The 13996-nt window shown below is 60.6% G+C and carries 19 protein-coding genes and 2 pseudogenes; 13 read left to right on the top strand and 8 right to left on the bottom strand.

What is annotated here, in order from left to right; all coding sequences use genetic code 11:
* Positions 1 to 360 (top strand): DUF6234 family protein (locus BLS91_RS19050; protein ID WP_208859945.1); only part of this gene is annotated, 360 nt, incomplete at its 5' end.
* 118 nt (positions 361 to 478) lie between these two features.
* Here the strand turns inward: BLS91_RS19050 and BLS91_RS19045 are convergent.
* Positions 479 to 931 carry a hypothetical protein gene (locus BLS91_RS19045; RefSeq protein WP_092342611.1) on the bottom strand — a complete coding sequence of 151 codons (453 nt, stop codon included), beginning with the start codon at positions 929 to 931 and terminating at the stop codon, positions 479 to 481.
* Between the two features lie 270 nt (positions 932 to 1201).
* Here BLS91_RS19045 and BLS91_RS19040 point away from each other — a divergent pair, with 270 nt between their 5' ends.
* The 4 genes from BLS91_RS19040 to BLS91_RS19025 all read left to right on the top strand — a co-directional run bounded on the left by BLS91_RS19040 (position 1202) and on the right by BLS91_RS19025 (position 4310).
* Entirely contained in the window at positions 1202 to 1792 is a 591-nt protein-coding gene (locus tag BLS91_RS19040) for a TetR/AcrR family transcriptional regulator (RefSeq protein ID WP_158252722.1), read from the top strand.
* Between the two features lies 1 nt (position 1793).
* Complete coding sequence (locus BLS91_RS19035; protein ID WP_092342607.1) at positions 1794 to 2153, top strand: DoxX family protein; 360 nt, start codon at positions 1794 to 1796, stop codon at positions 2151 to 2153.
* A 367-nt stretch (positions 2154 to 2520) separates the two neighbouring features.
* Entirely contained in the window at positions 2521 to 3660 is a 1140-nt protein-coding gene (locus tag BLS91_RS19030; RefSeq protein WP_159433917.1) for a sensor histidine kinase, read from the top strand.
* Positions 3657 to 4310, top strand: coding sequence for a response regulator (locus BLS91_RS19025; RefSeq protein ID WP_092342603.1), 654 nt, complete (start codon positions 3657 to 3659; stop codon positions 4308 to 4310). The genes BLS91_RS19030 and BLS91_RS19025 overlap by 4 nt, the downstream gene beginning before the upstream one ends.
* A 289-nt stretch (positions 4311 to 4599) precedes the next feature.
* Here the strand turns inward: BLS91_RS19025 and BLS91_RS19020 are convergent, their stop codons facing one another.
* Positions 4600 to 5037 (bottom strand): hypothetical protein, encoded by a 438-nt coding sequence (locus tag BLS91_RS19020; RefSeq protein WP_092342601.1) that lies wholly within the window; start codon positions 5035 to 5037, stop codon positions 4600 to 4602.
* A 201-nt stretch (positions 5038 to 5238) separates the two neighbouring features.
* Here BLS91_RS19020 and BLS91_RS19015 point away from each other — a divergent pair, with 201 nt between their 5' ends.
* Complete coding sequence (locus tag BLS91_RS19015; RefSeq protein WP_092342600.1) at positions 5239 to 5490, top strand: PLDc N-terminal domain-containing protein; 252 nt, start codon at positions 5239 to 5241, stop codon at positions 5488 to 5490.
* Positions 5491 to 5690: 200 nt separating this feature from the next.
* On the opposite strand, the gene BLS91_RS19010 is transcribed toward BLS91_RS19015, so the two are convergent.
* The gene (locus BLS91_RS19010; protein WP_092342598.1) at positions 5691 to 6296 is read right to left on the bottom strand and encodes a GNAT family N-acetyltransferase; all 606 of its coding nucleotides are present in this window, start codon (positions 6294 to 6296) and stop codon (positions 5691 to 5693) included.
* 158 nt (positions 6297 to 6454) lie between these two features.
* Here BLS91_RS19010 and BLS91_RS19005 point away from each other — a divergent pair, with 158 nt between their 5' ends.
* Both BLS91_RS19005 and BLS91_RS19000 read left to right on the top strand, forming a co-directional pair.
* A complete protein-coding gene (locus tag BLS91_RS19005) occupies positions 6455 to 6889 on the top strand; it encodes a GNAT family N-acetyltransferase (protein WP_092342596.1) in 435 nt (144 codons plus the stop codon).
* A 102-nt stretch (positions 6890 to 6991) separates the two neighbouring features.
* The gene (locus tag BLS91_RS19000; RefSeq protein WP_092342594.1) at positions 6992 to 7591 is read left to right on the top strand and encodes a class I SAM-dependent methyltransferase; all 600 of its coding nucleotides are present in this window, start codon (positions 6992 to 6994) and stop codon (positions 7589 to 7591) included.
* A 25-nt stretch (positions 7592 to 7616) separates the two neighbouring features.
* On the opposite strand, the gene BLS91_RS18995 is transcribed toward BLS91_RS19000, so the two are convergent.
* Positions 7617 to 7814 carry a hypothetical protein gene (locus tag BLS91_RS18995; protein ID WP_092342592.1) on the bottom strand — a complete coding sequence of 66 codons (198 nt, stop codon included), beginning with the start codon at positions 7812 to 7814 and terminating at the stop codon, positions 7617 to 7619.
* 596 nt (positions 7815 to 8410) lie between these two features.
* A complete protein-coding gene (locus BLS91_RS20870; RefSeq protein ID WP_241983121.1) occupies positions 8411 to 9028 on the bottom strand; it encodes a hypothetical protein in 618 nt (205 codons plus the stop codon).
* Positions 9029 to 9562: 534 nt separating this feature from the next.
* Here BLS91_RS20870 and BLS91_RS18980 point away from each other — a divergent pair.
* The 4 genes from BLS91_RS18980 to BLS91_RS18965 all read left to right on the top strand — a co-directional run bounded on the left by BLS91_RS18980 (position 9563) and on the right by BLS91_RS18965 (position 11847).
* Positions 9563 to 10135, top strand: a complete 573-nt coding sequence (locus BLS91_RS18980; protein ID WP_092342590.1) for an isochorismatase family protein — start codon at positions 9563 to 9565, stop codon at positions 10133 to 10135.
* A gap of 35 nt (positions 10136 to 10170) precedes the next feature.
* The gene (locus tag BLS91_RS18975; RefSeq protein WP_198412805.1) at positions 10171 to 10446 is read left to right on the top strand and encodes a DUF4287 domain-containing protein; all 276 of its coding nucleotides are present in this window, start codon (positions 10171 to 10173) and stop codon (positions 10444 to 10446) included.
* A 239-nt stretch (positions 10447 to 10685) separates the two neighbouring features.
* Positions 10686 to 11180 (top strand): helix-turn-helix domain-containing protein, encoded by a 495-nt coding sequence (locus tag BLS91_RS18970; protein ID WP_092342588.1) that lies wholly within the window; start codon positions 10686 to 10688, stop codon positions 11178 to 11180.
* A gap of 28 nt (positions 11181 to 11208) precedes the next feature.
* Entirely contained in the window at positions 11209 to 11847 is a 639-nt protein-coding gene (locus BLS91_RS18965; protein ID WP_092342586.1) for a hypothetical protein, read from the top strand.
* Positions 11848 to 12056: 209 nt separating this feature from the next.
* On the opposite strand, the gene BLS91_RS21265 is transcribed toward BLS91_RS18965, so the two are convergent.
* Positions 12057 to 12611, bottom strand: a complete 555-nt coding sequence (locus BLS91_RS21265) for an HXXEE domain-containing protein (protein WP_159433916.1) — start codon at positions 12609 to 12611, stop codon at positions 12057 to 12059.
* 164 nt (positions 12612 to 12775) lie between these two features.
* On the opposite strand from BLS91_RS21265, the gene BLS91_RS18955 reads away from it, so the two are divergent.
* The gene (locus tag BLS91_RS18955) at positions 12776 to 13498 is read left to right on the top strand and encodes an AAA family ATPase (protein WP_092342582.1); all 723 of its coding nucleotides are present in this window, start codon (positions 12776 to 12778) and stop codon (positions 13496 to 13498) included.
* A gap of 80 nt (positions 13499 to 13578) precedes the next feature.
* Here BLS91_RS18955 and BLS91_RS21260 read toward each other — a convergent pair.
* Positions 13579 to 13677 (bottom strand): annotated as a pseudogene (locus tag BLS91_RS21260) (helix-turn-helix domain-containing protein); the annotation flags it as partial.
* A 58-nt stretch (positions 13678 to 13735) separates the two neighbouring features.
* A pseudogene (locus BLS91_RS20410) lies at positions 13736 to 13996 on the bottom strand (IS110 family transposase); the annotation flags it as partial.

The following is a 13996-nucleotide window of genomic DNA, read 5'->3' as shown; positions in this document are numbered from 1 at the left end:
GGCGGCTTCGACTTGCTTACTCTCGGGTCCGCGTTTGTGACTTTCGTGCTAACCGTCGACCTCGTTCGCCGCGCGTTTTCAGCAAGCTTGAGCCCGCAGCCGCCGACCTCGGACATCGTGGGCTACTGGGTGACCGCCGGAATCATGCTCGCCCTTCAAGTCGGGCTGCTCGTGAGGGCAATCGTGCGGCGTCGGGTCGGCCTCGTGTTCATCGCGAGCGTCGCGTTGATCATGGCTCTTGGAGTGGCGCTGTTGATGTCAGTGCCAAGGATCGACTGGCGCCCTGAACCCCCGGCTTCAACGACTAACCCGAATTATCGCCCCTGTTACAGCGGAAGCGGCGACTGCATCGGGGGCTGAGCTCAAGGGCCCGCTGAAGGGGTTTACCGCTTGCAGGTCGCAAGTCCTGGTCTTCGTCTTACGGGCGGCTCTTGTCTTATGACACCGCGAGTTCGACATCCGCTCGCTGAAATCCGTGCTATCCGCCGGTGAACATCGCAACTGCCGTCTCGGCACCCGCGTCGGCGCAAGCGAGGGACAGCTTGTCGAGGCCGTCGTTCCACTCCGCGGACCCAATTCCACTCATTGTCATGGCACCAAGGCTGATAACCGGTGCAGCGTCCCTGAGAGCGATGGTTGCCTCGCTAACGTCGCCACTTCCGCTGGTCGGCACCCGATCCAGTACGCGCGTGGCCAGCCGATACCAGCCCTGTTGTTCCTGAGTGGCCATCCGACCATCCCGAAGACCAGCATCAGCGTTCGCGGTAATTGTCAGAACATCGCCGAAGGCGGAGCATGTCACCGCATCCGTTGTGGATGCCATTGCTGACGGAGTCGGGCTTACAGCAGGTGCGGAATCTGCGGTGCACCCGGACAGCGCCAGCGCACCGGCCAGAGCGAACGAAACAATCAGGACGTTCCAGTACTTCATTGGGGCCTCCCCAGGGCTCACAGCTGAACTTCACCCTATCGGACCACATGCGTGAGCCGCTCGGGGAGTCCGATGCATTCGCTCACACCCGCCCGAACTTCCCGTAGAGGGTTCCCCTGTGACACGAGGTCGGCGCACTCGGCCGCCAGGTGGTTTGCCCACATCTGTCGCGCTCGACGTCCGGCTTGCGGGCGGCACCGAACCAATTCACTCAACTCACCGACGACACGATCGCCATATCGGCTTGAAAAGGGGAGCTATAATCTGAACATGTTCACCGAACGCGTTCATTCAAGGTCTCTAGCACGCGACGCGTCACGCGTGAAAGTTCTGAGCGCTGCTGAGGAGCTATTTGTGCGGCGCGGTTTCGCGGCCACAACCATTCGGCAGATCGCCGAAAGCGCTGCGGTCAGTGTTGGCACTGTGATGGCTGTTGCCGACAAGAATGGCCTACTCGTGGAGATCTTCGATCGGAAGATCGCCAGCATTCACCCCGCACCTTCTGGCGTGCCGATCGCGCAGGACCCGGCTGCAGAGATTATCGACACGCTCGGTTCGTTCGTACGATTCTTTGCAGCGCAGCCAGATCTGGCGCGCGCGTACACTGCCATTCTTGTTGGCGGGAAACACCCGTCGATAATCTTCGCGGAGTTGTCCGGCGTACTCATAGGGCAGGTATCGGACGTACTCATTCGCGCGGGCCGTTCTGCGACAGATGCGTCCGCGACAGCCCGCATTATCCACCGTGCATATCTCGGTGAAGTTTTCATCTGGGCCGGCCAAAGTGATCCGAACCCAGACAGCACCCTGACTGAGCTCGAAAAAACGGTGCGCTACCTCGTCAACGGAAAGGCCGCCTGAAATGATTCTGCTCCCCGAACCCTGGTGGCTTGAAGCTGCCCTCGCTGCAGTCCTGGCAGTCGACGTCGGTATGTCCATCAAGCCACCAAAATTCATCCGTGACTGCTTGAACGGAGTGGGGTTCCCGCGCCAGTGGTGGTGGACGCTCATTGTCATCAAATCCCTCGCCGTCACAGGGCTGCTCGTCGGGCTCGCCATTCCAGGAATCGGCCTAGCAGCCACAGTCGGCGTCATCGTCTACTTCTCGTCCGCAGCCGTAGCCCACATCCGCTCGCGCTTCCTCGGAATGGAATTTTGGGTCAACTGCCTGGGCTTTTTGGTACTCGGCGTCGCGGCCCTGCTCTTCGGGTTTCTCTTCTAACAGGCCCCCCAGAGGGTTGCCTTGCGGACTGCGCTCGTGCACTACCCACGCTGATTGGCACTCGACCGGGAATCAGGCCCTCCAACGTGTACACCAGTCTGACGGATTGATGCAGCATAATCGGCGATCTCGCCTCTCCCAGCAGGGACGAAGTATGAGTTGTATACACCTTTCGGATGAACCGACTCCGTCTGGCTTGGGCTGTCTGGGATGGCCGCTCTAGGTTGAGGGTATGAAGTCGTTGAGATTGATGTTGCGCAGCGCAATCGAGCCCGCTGTCGGTGTGTGCTTTGTTCTGTTGTGGGTGATGAGCGAGGTTGGGCGTTTTGACCCGAGGAACGTTGCGGTCGCAGTGCTGCCTTTTGTGATGATTGGCATCGCGATTGCACTCTCGCGACTTGCTCCGTTTTTGGCTTTGGCGGTATTGGGCTTTCTCCTGCTGGCGCAGCTGGTCGTTCCGTCATTGCGGTTCAGCGAGACGGCATTTCCGGCATATCTGGGTTTTGGGATCGCCGCGGCCGTGCTGGGTGCGTCGGCGAACCATCGTGAGCGCCACGTTTCACTTCCACTCGTTGGTATCTATGGGATTGTGATCGCCCTGTTCTTCACCATTCCCGCACTCTCGCCGACACTGGAACGCAGCCTTGCGGTCAGCTGGGGCGCCAACGATTCTGAGCCGTGGAAAAACATCGCACTCATGTTTCTGGCATTCGTAGGAGTGTCCGTCGCGTGCTGGTACATCGGGTTCGGCACCCGGGCACGTCTGGAACGCAATCGGAGCGAAACCCAACGACTTGCTATCGCCGCGGACCTCAGCAACGCCGAGTCAGAGCTGCGGTTCGCGAGCGAACACGACCGAATCGCTCAGGACGTGCACGACATCATGGCGCACTCACTCTCGGTCATCGTCGCCCAGGCGGATGGCGCACGGTATCTCGGCGATAAGCGACCAGAAGGCACCAATGATTCGCTCGCCGCGATCGCACGGTCCGCGCGGGAATCGTTGGTCGAGGTCCGCATGCTAATCGATTCGCTTGGAACAGAGTCGGAGGGGCACTCACATCCGACACTGGATGGACTCGACGCGCTGCTCGAGCGGATGCGATCCGCTGGCCTGTCGGTCACCCACACGGTCTTTGGCGACGCCGGGGTACTGACCTCGGGACAGCAGCTGGCCGTCTACAGTATCGTGCAGGAGAGCTTGACGAATGCGCTGAAGCACGCGGGCGCATCGGCTGTGGCGACGGTGGTCTTTGACTGGCGCGGCCCGGGCCTGGCCCTCACCATCTCGTCACGCGGGGAGAAAACTCAACCGGCGGCACAATCACCGCAACGGGGTCTGCGAGGTATGCGCGAACGCGCCCGACTGGCCGGAGGGTGGCTGGCCGCCGGGTTCGATGACGACGAGCCAGGACGATATGTTGTGACCGGATTCGTTCCTCGTGCCGACGCCATCCTCGGAACTACCAGAACCACGACAACCGAAGTGGGGGAAGACGAATCGTGATTCGCGTCGCTATCGCTGATGATCAGGTGCTGTTCTGCTCAGGAATCGAGATGCTGATTGCGTCGCAGGACGACCTTGACTTCGCCGGCGCTGCGTACGATGGCGAGGCAATCACGGTTTTGGCTGCGCAGGAGAAACCCGACGTGATTCTGATGGACATCAGGATGCCCAAGGCGGACGGCATCACTGCCACCGAACAGATACTTGCGGCGGCGGACGGTAGAGAACCTCCTCGGATCATCGTGTTGACCACCCACCAGCGCGACATTGCCGTTCTCAGCGCGATCAATGCCGGCGCCAGCGGGTTCCTGATGAAAGACGCCACGCCTGAATTTCTCCTCGCCGCCATTCGAACCGTGCACGCCGGTAAATCTGTCATCGCGCCAAACAACTCTCTGGCGCTGATTCACGACCTGTCGCCCCGCCATCTGGGACAAGCCAATGACGCCGTCATTTCTGCACTGTCCGTGCGCCAAAAGGAGGTCTTCCTCCTTGCCGCCCGAGGGCTCAGCAACGCCGACATCGGCGCAGCTGCATTCATCAGCGAGACAACCGTCAAGAGCCACATCTCGGGCATCCTCGCCAAACTCAGCCTGAGCTCTCGACTGCAACTCGTCGCACTTGCCTACGAGAATCGACTCGTCCAATGACGCGGACGAACTGTTCGACCCTGGCACATACCCGCGCGGCTTTGTCCCGCTCGTTCGGGCTATCTGATGGACGGGGACAGTGATGAACATTGACGTCGATCCAATCGATCCGGGCGCGCCCAGCCTGCCGCCCACCATCTCCGTCGACATCACCGCTTACCTGGGCAAGACACAGGGCTCGTAGGAGAAACGAAAGAGTGTCAGCCGCCCGAGAACCGTCCCGTAGGGGGTTCCCGTATGACACAGAGCTAGGCAGACTTACCCACCGTTGGAATCCGTTGGTGCTCGATCAGTTGATGCGATGAGCGGTGCGGTCGCAAAGCGGTAGCCATACGTCAGCGGGTTTCCACTCCCAGGCGATCTCCTGGCTGCGACCGTCTTCGCCAAATCGATACGTTGCGCGCTCGTGCTCGCCCGTCAGCGTCCAAGTATGACCGTCGACAGTCAGAGTGTAATCGCGTGCGAAGCCGTGATTCTCGACCGTTCGGGCGAAATAGCGGCCGGCTTCAGCGTCCCAGCCCATCAGACTAAGTGTGTCGAACGGACCGTTCGCGCGCTCATCTTGCACGATGAAGTAGTTGCCCGAATGCCACCGGGCGAAGTGGATGCTGTTCCACGGACTCGCTCCCGCATGCGGATTATCCAGCGACTGCTCGTCACCACCATAAGAGGTGCCCTCGGCATGCCAGTCACCCAGAAAAACTGCCAACTCTTCATGCTCAGCCATGATTCAACCCTACGTTCGGGAGCCAAACCCGGCAATCATCTGAGGTGGCCGGTGACGGATCGCCCGACCGGACGTCGACGGTTCAGGCGTCAGCGTACCCGTTGAGCCTTCCGGTTACGGGCTGCCCACGCATAACACGGGGCTTGACCGTTGCCGCCGGTACCGTTTCCGCTCGCAGAACCTCCGCCGTAAGCTGACGACATGGGCAACTCTATTAATCCAATCATTCCCGTCGGGTATGACATCGCGTGGACTATGTTCTCGGTTCTGGTCATCGCCCTAGCCGTCGTAGCGCTTGTCTCGATGGCTCGAACCGCTAAACGCCTTACCTCAGCGCAAGCCATGATCTGGGCGCTCGTGACGATTTTCGTACCGGTCGTCGGTCCGCTGGCATGGCTGTCTATAGGACGTCGATCAGGTCTCGCCCAGGTGCAGCCGAACACAGATTTGTAGCCGTTCCGCAGCAGCGAGAGCACCGTGTCGCGTAGGACGCAGTGTCTTCCAAAAACCTCCGACGTCTGGCGGAGGGTCTGGCGAATTCAGGCGTGTCTTCGCGTTCGTGTTCGATCTCTTAATTGTGCGCCCGCAAGACGTTCGCCTTACGGAGTGAGGCCGTTGTGAAATCGGGCGGCCCAGCCGACGATGCGACGCAATTATTGGAGGGAGAATTCCCTCGTGGTCAAGGAATGCCGAAGGCCCAGGCGCACGGCTGGCCATTCACTTGCAGTGATGGAAAATATGACGGTGTCGCGGAGAGCGCCGTCCGGTCCAACTGAGTGGCTGCGCAGCACTCCATCTTCCTTTGCGCCCAAAGCAGCTATTGCCTTTCGTGATTGGCGGTTGTGCCAGTGAGTACGAAACTCGACGGCAATGCAGTCCAAAACGTCGAAGGCGTACGTCAGTTGGAGGAGCTTGGCCTCTCGGTTCGCGCCCGTACCTTGAGCGCTTCTCGCCAGCCAAGTGGAGCCGATTTCTAATCGCTGCGCATCGGTGCTCGGGTTCATAAAGGTCGTCATGCCGACGATCCGCCCCGTTGACGCGAGCCGAGTGGCCCATGGCAGCATTTTTCCCTGCTCGTGGAGGCTGAGTCGGCGTTCAACCTCCGTGGTCATCGCCTCGGGGTGCGGTATTGATGTGTACCAAGCACGCCAGAGTTCTGCTTCGTTCGCAGCTTCACGGAGCTCGGCTACGTGATCGAATGACAGGGGCTCAAGGGTTACGAGCGATCCTGCGAGCGTGGGCGATTCTGTGAGCTGCATGCTCCGACACTATGGCACCCGGAAACCTCGTGCGCTTCGGGCGGTATGCGCCGCACCAGGGACTGAACCTGGAGGAGGTTCTCTCCTAAGTCTCGATCATCCGTGGAGCGACGATCACTCGGCTTGCGTCCCGTCTTCAGTTCCGATTCAGTGGAGTCATGACGAATGCTTCTTACCGGTTCTCTGCACGTACCGGCGATATGGACCGCGAGCAGATCCACGCGTGGTTGAGCCGCGAGGCATACTGGGCGACGGGGCGACCCCGTGCCCTTCAGGATGCCGCAATCGACGCATCCACCAATTTCGGCATGTTCGACTCAGCCAGCGGACGGCAGGTAGCTTATGCCCGAGTCGTGACCGACTCGGTAACATTCGCGTGGCTCTGCGACGTCTTCGTGGACCCAAAGGTCCGCGGACACGGCGTGGGGGTCGCACTCATGGAGAACGTGTGCGCACTGCTCGACGATCTGAATCTGAAGCGTGTCGTACTTTCCACCGGGGACGCCCACGGTCTCTACGAGAAATTCGGTTTCGAACCTCTCGCTCAGCCTGAAAAATGGATGGCAAGGACTGCAGCCACTCCAGAAACCTGAGCCGAGAGCAATCCCGCTGAGGGTTCCCGTGTGACCTGACGCCTTCGCTCAGAGTGGTGACCGCTCGAGCGAAGTTGTTGAGAGAGGGAGCAGACTTGCGGCATGGATTCTAAGACCATTGCAGCTTATGACGCCGATGCAGCTTCCTATGCTGACGAGTGGGAGCAGGAGCAGGATACCCCGACCGATCTCTATGCCCTCCTTTCGGAGCACTTCACACCTGGTCTCACCGCCGACGTCGGATGCGGCAGTGGTCGTGATAGCGCCTGGCTCTCAACAAACGGCTTCCCGGCCATTGGATTCGATGCTTCCGAAGGCCTGCTGGCAGAGGCGCGCAGGCGGCACTTGGGGGTGCAATTCGAGAAGCGCCAGCTGCCGAAGCTCGACGGAGTCGCGGATGCATCTTTCGCCAATGTGTTGTGCGAGACGGTCATCATGCATCTGCCGGAAGAGGAAGTCGGCCCGTCCGTGTCGCGGATGATGAGGTTGTTGATTCCTGGGGGGACACTTTACTTGAGCTGGCGTGTCACGCCAGGTTCAGACCGGCGGGACGATGCTGGTCGGCTGTACGCAGCATTCGACGAATCGGCTGTCATGGCGGCTCTGGGTGGGGTGAGGCTAATGCTGAACGACGAAGTGGTCAGTACCTCCTCGGGAAAAATCGTCCGGCGGGTTATCGCCCGAAGAAGTTCTTCGAACTGAACCGCACCGAGAGAGAACTGAGGCATCAGCGCCGCTGAATGGCCGTGATGGCCACCATGACGAGCCGGTCCGCCTCCTCGCGTTGCATCGGGCGGCCGGGAACTATGACAACGCCAGCTGATGACGCGAACAGCTCATCGACCCGCCACATTCTTCCCAGCTGGAACGACTCGGCGCTATCGGGCGCGCTCTCCCTTGAGCGCGAGTCGATGTCGCTCACCATAGGTCAGTGATTCGGCATATTCAGCTCACGTGAGTGAGAACGTTGATGACATTTCCGTCGCCGTATCGAAAAAAGAACCGCCGCACACCCCAGGCTTCCTCGGTCAATTCATGCACAATCTCGAGCCCAGCAGCAATGACGTCTCTAGGGCTTGGTCAACATCATCGACCTGCAAGGACGCAATCGGGTTCATAAGCGCGGTCTCGTCCCGCTCCATAAGGTTGAATTGCGCGCTGCGGCCTGTCATGCCAAGTGTGACTATGCATCCGTGGTCCATCAATAGGTCAAGCCCGAACCTCCGACAGTAACCCTCTGTTGATGAGCGAAGGTTGGAGGCAGTGAGGATCGGCACAGCCCGCGAAAGGATCATGGGCGCAAACTTACGAAATAGCCGCTCGACATCCCATTGTCCCGCTGAGGGTTCCCGTTGCGGGCGACTTGCTCAGCGCATCGACTTGAGCGGAATCACGCTTCAATGCGCCCGTTGGTCGTCCGGCTTGCGGGCTTCAGCGCGCGTAGATGATCACGGCCGACGCAGAGTTCATACCGAAGACGGCTACACCTAATCGGTGCGTTGCTTCCTTCCCTCCGCCCCGTCACTGCAGCGGCGATGGCGAACCGCTGACGGAGATGGTGTTGCCCTCGCGCTCGCCCCTGAACCGGTACTCGCCCCAGCGGATGGTTTGCGACTGCTCGTGCTCGACCGCGGGCCAATCCCACCCGGTAATAGAAGGGGAGTCGGCGCCGCATTGGGGCGGGTAGGACTCCATGATCGTCGTGCAGAACACCGGTCCGTCTCCGTCATCGAACACCATGCCGGCGAACGATTCCTCAGCGGGGCCGCTCAACGCGATCAGCAGCGCGAGCATCGAGAGCGCGAGGGCGACCGGTGTCATCGCATACCGCTCCGGTTTGGACCGGGAGATCGCATTCATCACCACGCCGAGGGTGAGGTATCCAAAGACTACCCAGATCCCCACTGTCGAGAACGCGTTCGGAAACACGTCAGTAACACCCGCCCGGTCGAGGGCGAGCAGGGCGATGAACCCGTAGATCAGGATGGAGACGCCCGAGGCGATCCGATACCCGAACGGCAGAACGCCGGGATGCTGCCCGCCCCACGCGAATCGTCCCCACGGCGCGCCGAAGGCGAGGGAAAGCTGGAAGAGAACCAACAGGCCAATCAGTGTGACGAAGGCGATGGCGGCGATCATGGATCCAAGCATATGGGGCGCGCAGGTAAACCCACCCTTGACAGCAGGGTGTACCCCTGCCGCGCTGTGCTTGGTTGCGCTGCCAATATGCCCGCGGCGGATCAACCGCAGGGACCCCAGCAGAGCCAAGATCGATCAGCTAACTGATGCCAACCTACTAGGGCGTTGCGAGAAGAGGGCACCCGCTCTAGGGCGGTCCGATTGAGCACTACGCCGGCGCGATCATCGTCCCACAGTGGTCACCGGCGTTCGTCCCGGTGAGGGTTCCCGTTGCGGGCGACTTGCTCAGCGCATCGACTTGAGCGGAATCACGCTTCAATGCGCCCGTTGGTCGTCCGGCTTCCGGGCATTCTATCCATCAATTTTCTGACAGTCCCGCCCCACACCGATCGGAGATTGGCACGTCATGGCGGGCAGAACTCCAAGGTCCCCGAGGGCGCGGCATCGAGAACGCTGACCACCGTTCGCGAGCTGAGTGTCGGATGTTGGGAGTAGCATGATCGCAGTCTCGCTCTTCTGCTATTGGAGGATGAAATGTCCCGTCCCACTGACCGTTCCGGTACCGCGCTTCTCGTGATAGATGCCCAGAACGGGGTTCTGGCCAACGCCCACCGGCGCGGTCCGGTGGTTGCCAATATCGCGATTCTGGTAGACCGCGCCCGCGCTGAAACAGTGCCGGTCCTCTGGGTACAGCATTCCTCTGACGAGCTGCCGATCGACAGCGATGTCTGGCAGATCGTTCCCGACCTCACGCCAGCGCACGGTGAGGCCGTTATCCGCAAAGAGTATGGAGACTCGTTCGAGGCGACCAGCCTGGAACAGGTGCTCGCCGGGATCGACGTCGGGCACCTCGTCGTTGTCGGTGCGCAAACCGACGCGTGCGTGCGCTCCACCCTTCATGGGGGTTTCACCCGCGATTACGATGTGACGTTGGTCTCCGACGCGCACACCACAGAAGATCACACCGAATGGGGCGCTCCGCCGCCCGCTCAGGTGATTGAGCACACCAACCTGTACTGGAGCTTCCAAGCCGCCCCCGGTCGAACCGGCAAGGTCGTGCCGACGGCAGACGTCGAGTTCACGCGAAGAGCCCCTCGAGCGAGATAGAACGTTCGCTCACGCTTCGTTGCTCGGCCGGGCCGGTGATTGTCGACTGCGACAATAAGACTGGACTGGCCCCGCGACAGTTCATCGCGCTCGCTCAGGAGAAGGGGTTCGACGACCCGTCCAAGAAAGCCGGGGTGATCGTCGATTGGCTGAAGGCGGACTTCGACTTGGGCCGCGGTCACGCCATGGCGCTCGTGCACATCATCAAGAACGGCGAAAAAATCAACACGAAGCACGTGGGCAGTGGCACCGCGCACAGTGACGCATCCGACACACTCTGGCTCGACGGGAAGCAGAACCGCCCCGCGTGAGCCAATAGCTCCTGGCCGCCGCCGCTCACTTGGACGGATTTCGGTGCCCGCTGAGAGTTCCTTATTGGTACGGACCCAAGCCGGCGATCGCGTGTTTAGGTACCCCGGTGGGCGTCCGGCTTGCGGGCACGAATATGGGGGCCTCGAACTTGAACTTGTTCCACTATGTCTGACGCTGTCGTCGGATTGTCGTGGTGGTGTCGTGGCAAGGCGGCCGGGTTGTCTCCTAGGTTGAGAGCATGAACAAGACACACATCGGTGAACTCCGTCGGGCCCGCGGCTGGACTCAGGAGCGGTTGGCGAAGGAGAGCGGGGTCGCGGGGCGAACGATCCAACGCGTGGAAGCGGGTAGCGATGCCAGTTTGGATACGGTCGCTCTGATTGCGAATGCGCTCGAGGTACCTGTCAGAGACCTATTTGTGAGCGTTGAAAGCATCGACTTCGGTGAGGCGGTGGAACAGTTACATGCTCGCAAGAGCGCGCAGCAAGCCCGCCGTGATTCCATCACGCACGCGTTCACCTATCTATTCCAAGGCGTGGGAGTCCTAGTTACCTTCGCGACAATCGTTCTGGAACCCACCGGGACGATCTCGTGGCTCGGATGGTTCATTATTCCTGCCTACTGGGCTGGAGTGCGGTTACTCTTTGGCTTTCTCTTCCGAATCGTCATCGACCCACGGTTGGATGCGAAATATCCCCTTTCGCTCCCTTCGCGGGTCGCTGCAAACTACTGACCCGTTTTCGCGCCCGCGACGGACTTCCATGTACATCGGTCACTACGCAGCTGCTGCAGTGTTGGTTACGCTCGTGCCGGACTCGCCGGTGATCCCGATCGCTGTCGGCGTCGCCTGGCCGGACCTGGTGTGGCCCGTCCTCGTCCTCCTGGGCCGCGAACGCGTCACGATTGGCCGGAACGACCCACTGCAACGTTCTATCCGATTCGACTCCTACCCGTTCTCCCACTCGCTGGTGCTCGGCAACCTGTTCACGCTCGTGCCCGCCGCGATCGTCGCTCTTCTCTACAACAGCGTCCTGGTTGGGGTGCTGTTCTGGGTCGCCGCCATCTCACACTGGATCCTCGATCTCGTCGTACACATGCACGACCTGCCTGTCCTTGGCTTCGGCGGCAAGGACCGCAAGCTGGGATTCGGACTCTGGCAATACCCGAAAACAGCCTTCGTCACCGAATACATCTTCTTCGCCATCGTCGTCCTCCTCACCGCTCGACCGACGGCGTATGTGGGTGTGCTCGGCGGGGGGCTGTTCCTGCACCTCCTGAACGCGAACTCGTTTTTCGGGTTCAGCAGACACAACCCGTTCAGCACGCCAACCCGATTAGCGCTCATTACTTTCGTTGGGTACATCGGCGCGATCGCTTGGTTCACACTCGCCTGGGAATGAGCGATCGAGATCGACATCCATCTAGATGTCTCTCCCGCGTGCGACCACCCGGACTCAAAGAGATCCATGTAGCCAAAACTGATCGCCGCTGGGAGGCCGCGTCATTGCCCGGCTCGACATACAGGCGTAGACCCGCTAGCACCCACGCCCCGGAGAGAGTTCCCCTTGATGGCTTCCAATTTCCTGCCGGCCGTTAGGTCAGATAGCGATTATTTGGGCGTTTCCATCTGCTCGTTGGTCCTTCTCGTCACCAGGGAGTTTCGCGCGAAGCCACCATCATGTGGGCGTCTCTGGCTCCCGCAAGACGCTCTAAATCCGAGGAAGAGGCGTGAAATTAGGTGCGAAACTATCGCTGAAGCGAACAGAAGCGCCCCGCCACGTACGGTGTCAGACGGCAGGAGCGGCGAGCCGCTTCGACGGAGTTCATCCCGGGCCACTCGCGCCCCGGGCAACATCACCAGGGGTGCCGTTATGAGTCCAGCAGTGTAGCTCTTGAAGGAGATCGAAGTCGCGACGTGCGTGACCACATGAGCTTCCAAGCCCGCCAACACCGCCCGATAGAGACGTGACTTTCCTTGGGTGCGCGAGCCGCGAACGCAGGCCGTGCCAACAAGCACTCCCATGAGCGCGATGGCGAGTACAGATTGCGACGGAGAAACCACGACGCGGCCGGTTCCCAGACGTGCGGCGAGCAGCCTGGACGTGGCCGGGAAGGTGAATGCCTCTTCTACGTCGTGCACAAGCCATGCGGCGAAGAGTGCCACCGCAGCGATTCGGGTTCCAGTTGGCTTGCTCGACACAACGAAATCATATCGGTCCCCGCCGCCCAAGCTCCTTTACGGACACCGCGCAAGTTTCCTGACACGTTCAGAGCTCCGCAAAGCGTTGGTCTAACGGTCTCGAACTCCGATTCCGGCAGAATGATCGTATGGCGAGAAACGTGACTCCACTTCGGTCGGTGGGCCAGGACCCAAACGCGCCCGTTCTACCTAAGGATGTCTGGCCCGCGACACTTGCTCCGATCGCGCAGCTCCTCGAGCACGGTCTCGAACTCGGCCAGGTGACCGTTTTTGTCGGCGACAACGGGGTCGGGAAATCGACGCTCGTCGAGGCCATCGCGGGTGCATACGGGATGGGACCAGAAGGCGGATCGACTGGGTCGCGTCACACCACCCGTAGGTCCGAGTCCACCCTCGCCGATCACCTGCAATTGAGCCGAGGACTGGGTGCCCGCCGGGGCGGCTTCTTCCTTCGCGCGGAGACGATGCATGGATTCTTCACCTATCTCGAGGACAACCCGGGCGGTAACGACCCGGTGTTCCACGAGCGTTCGCATGGTGAATCCTTCCTCGATCTCGTGGCCGCCCGGGCTCGTTACCCGGGTTTGTGGATCCTCGACGAACCGGAATCAGCGCTCTCGTTCACGGGATCGCTCGCCCTACTATGCGACCTTCGGGACATCCTTGCCGCCGGAGGGTCGCAAGTGATTCTGTCCACTCATTCACCGATCCTGGCCTCGATTCCCGGTGCGGAGATCTACGAGGTCGGACCGTGGGGATACCGTCCCTGCGCCTGGGGCGACCTCGACCTGGTTCGGAACTGGCGATCGTTTTTAGAGGATCCGCAACGGTACCTCCGGCATCTAATCTGACCGAGGTTTCCCGAACGGTCTTTAGGGTTCCCGTTGCCGGACTAGATAGTCCGGCAACGAGATTTCAATCGGTGCCCTTCTCAAAGGCTAGATTCGAACTGACAGTGGATAGTGCGGTAAACGGTCGATCGCGCGACGTTGAAGAGTTCCGCTAGTTCCGCGCTGGAGTGAAGGCCGGCGTTGTGGACTTTGAACCGTCCCGGGTTTCATGCCGCCGTTTTGATGCTCCTATTGATGTCAAGTGGTAATTGTGGCCGATTGTTGGTCTAGCCAGGTGCGGTAGTGCCGGGCGAGGTCGTAGTTGACATTGATGCCGCGTTCGAGGCGGGAGATGGTGCCCTGAGCAACGCCGCAGTGATTGGCGGTGACCTGCATGGACATGCCCAGGGCGACTCGTTTCGGTCGGAGGTCTTCGACTGAAGTGATCGGATGTGGATCGGTCAGGATACGGTAGATTTCCCTTGCGATGAAGCGTTTGAGGCAGCGAAGGATATGCCT

The organism is Cryobacterium flavum (genome assembly GCF_900103805.1).
Taxonomy (GTDB): domain Bacteria; phylum Actinomycetota; class Actinomycetes; order Actinomycetales; family Microbacteriaceae; genus Cryobacterium; species Cryobacterium flavum.
Note: the sequence above shows the minus strand (reverse complement) of the source record. Positions and strands in the feature narration are given on the sequence as shown.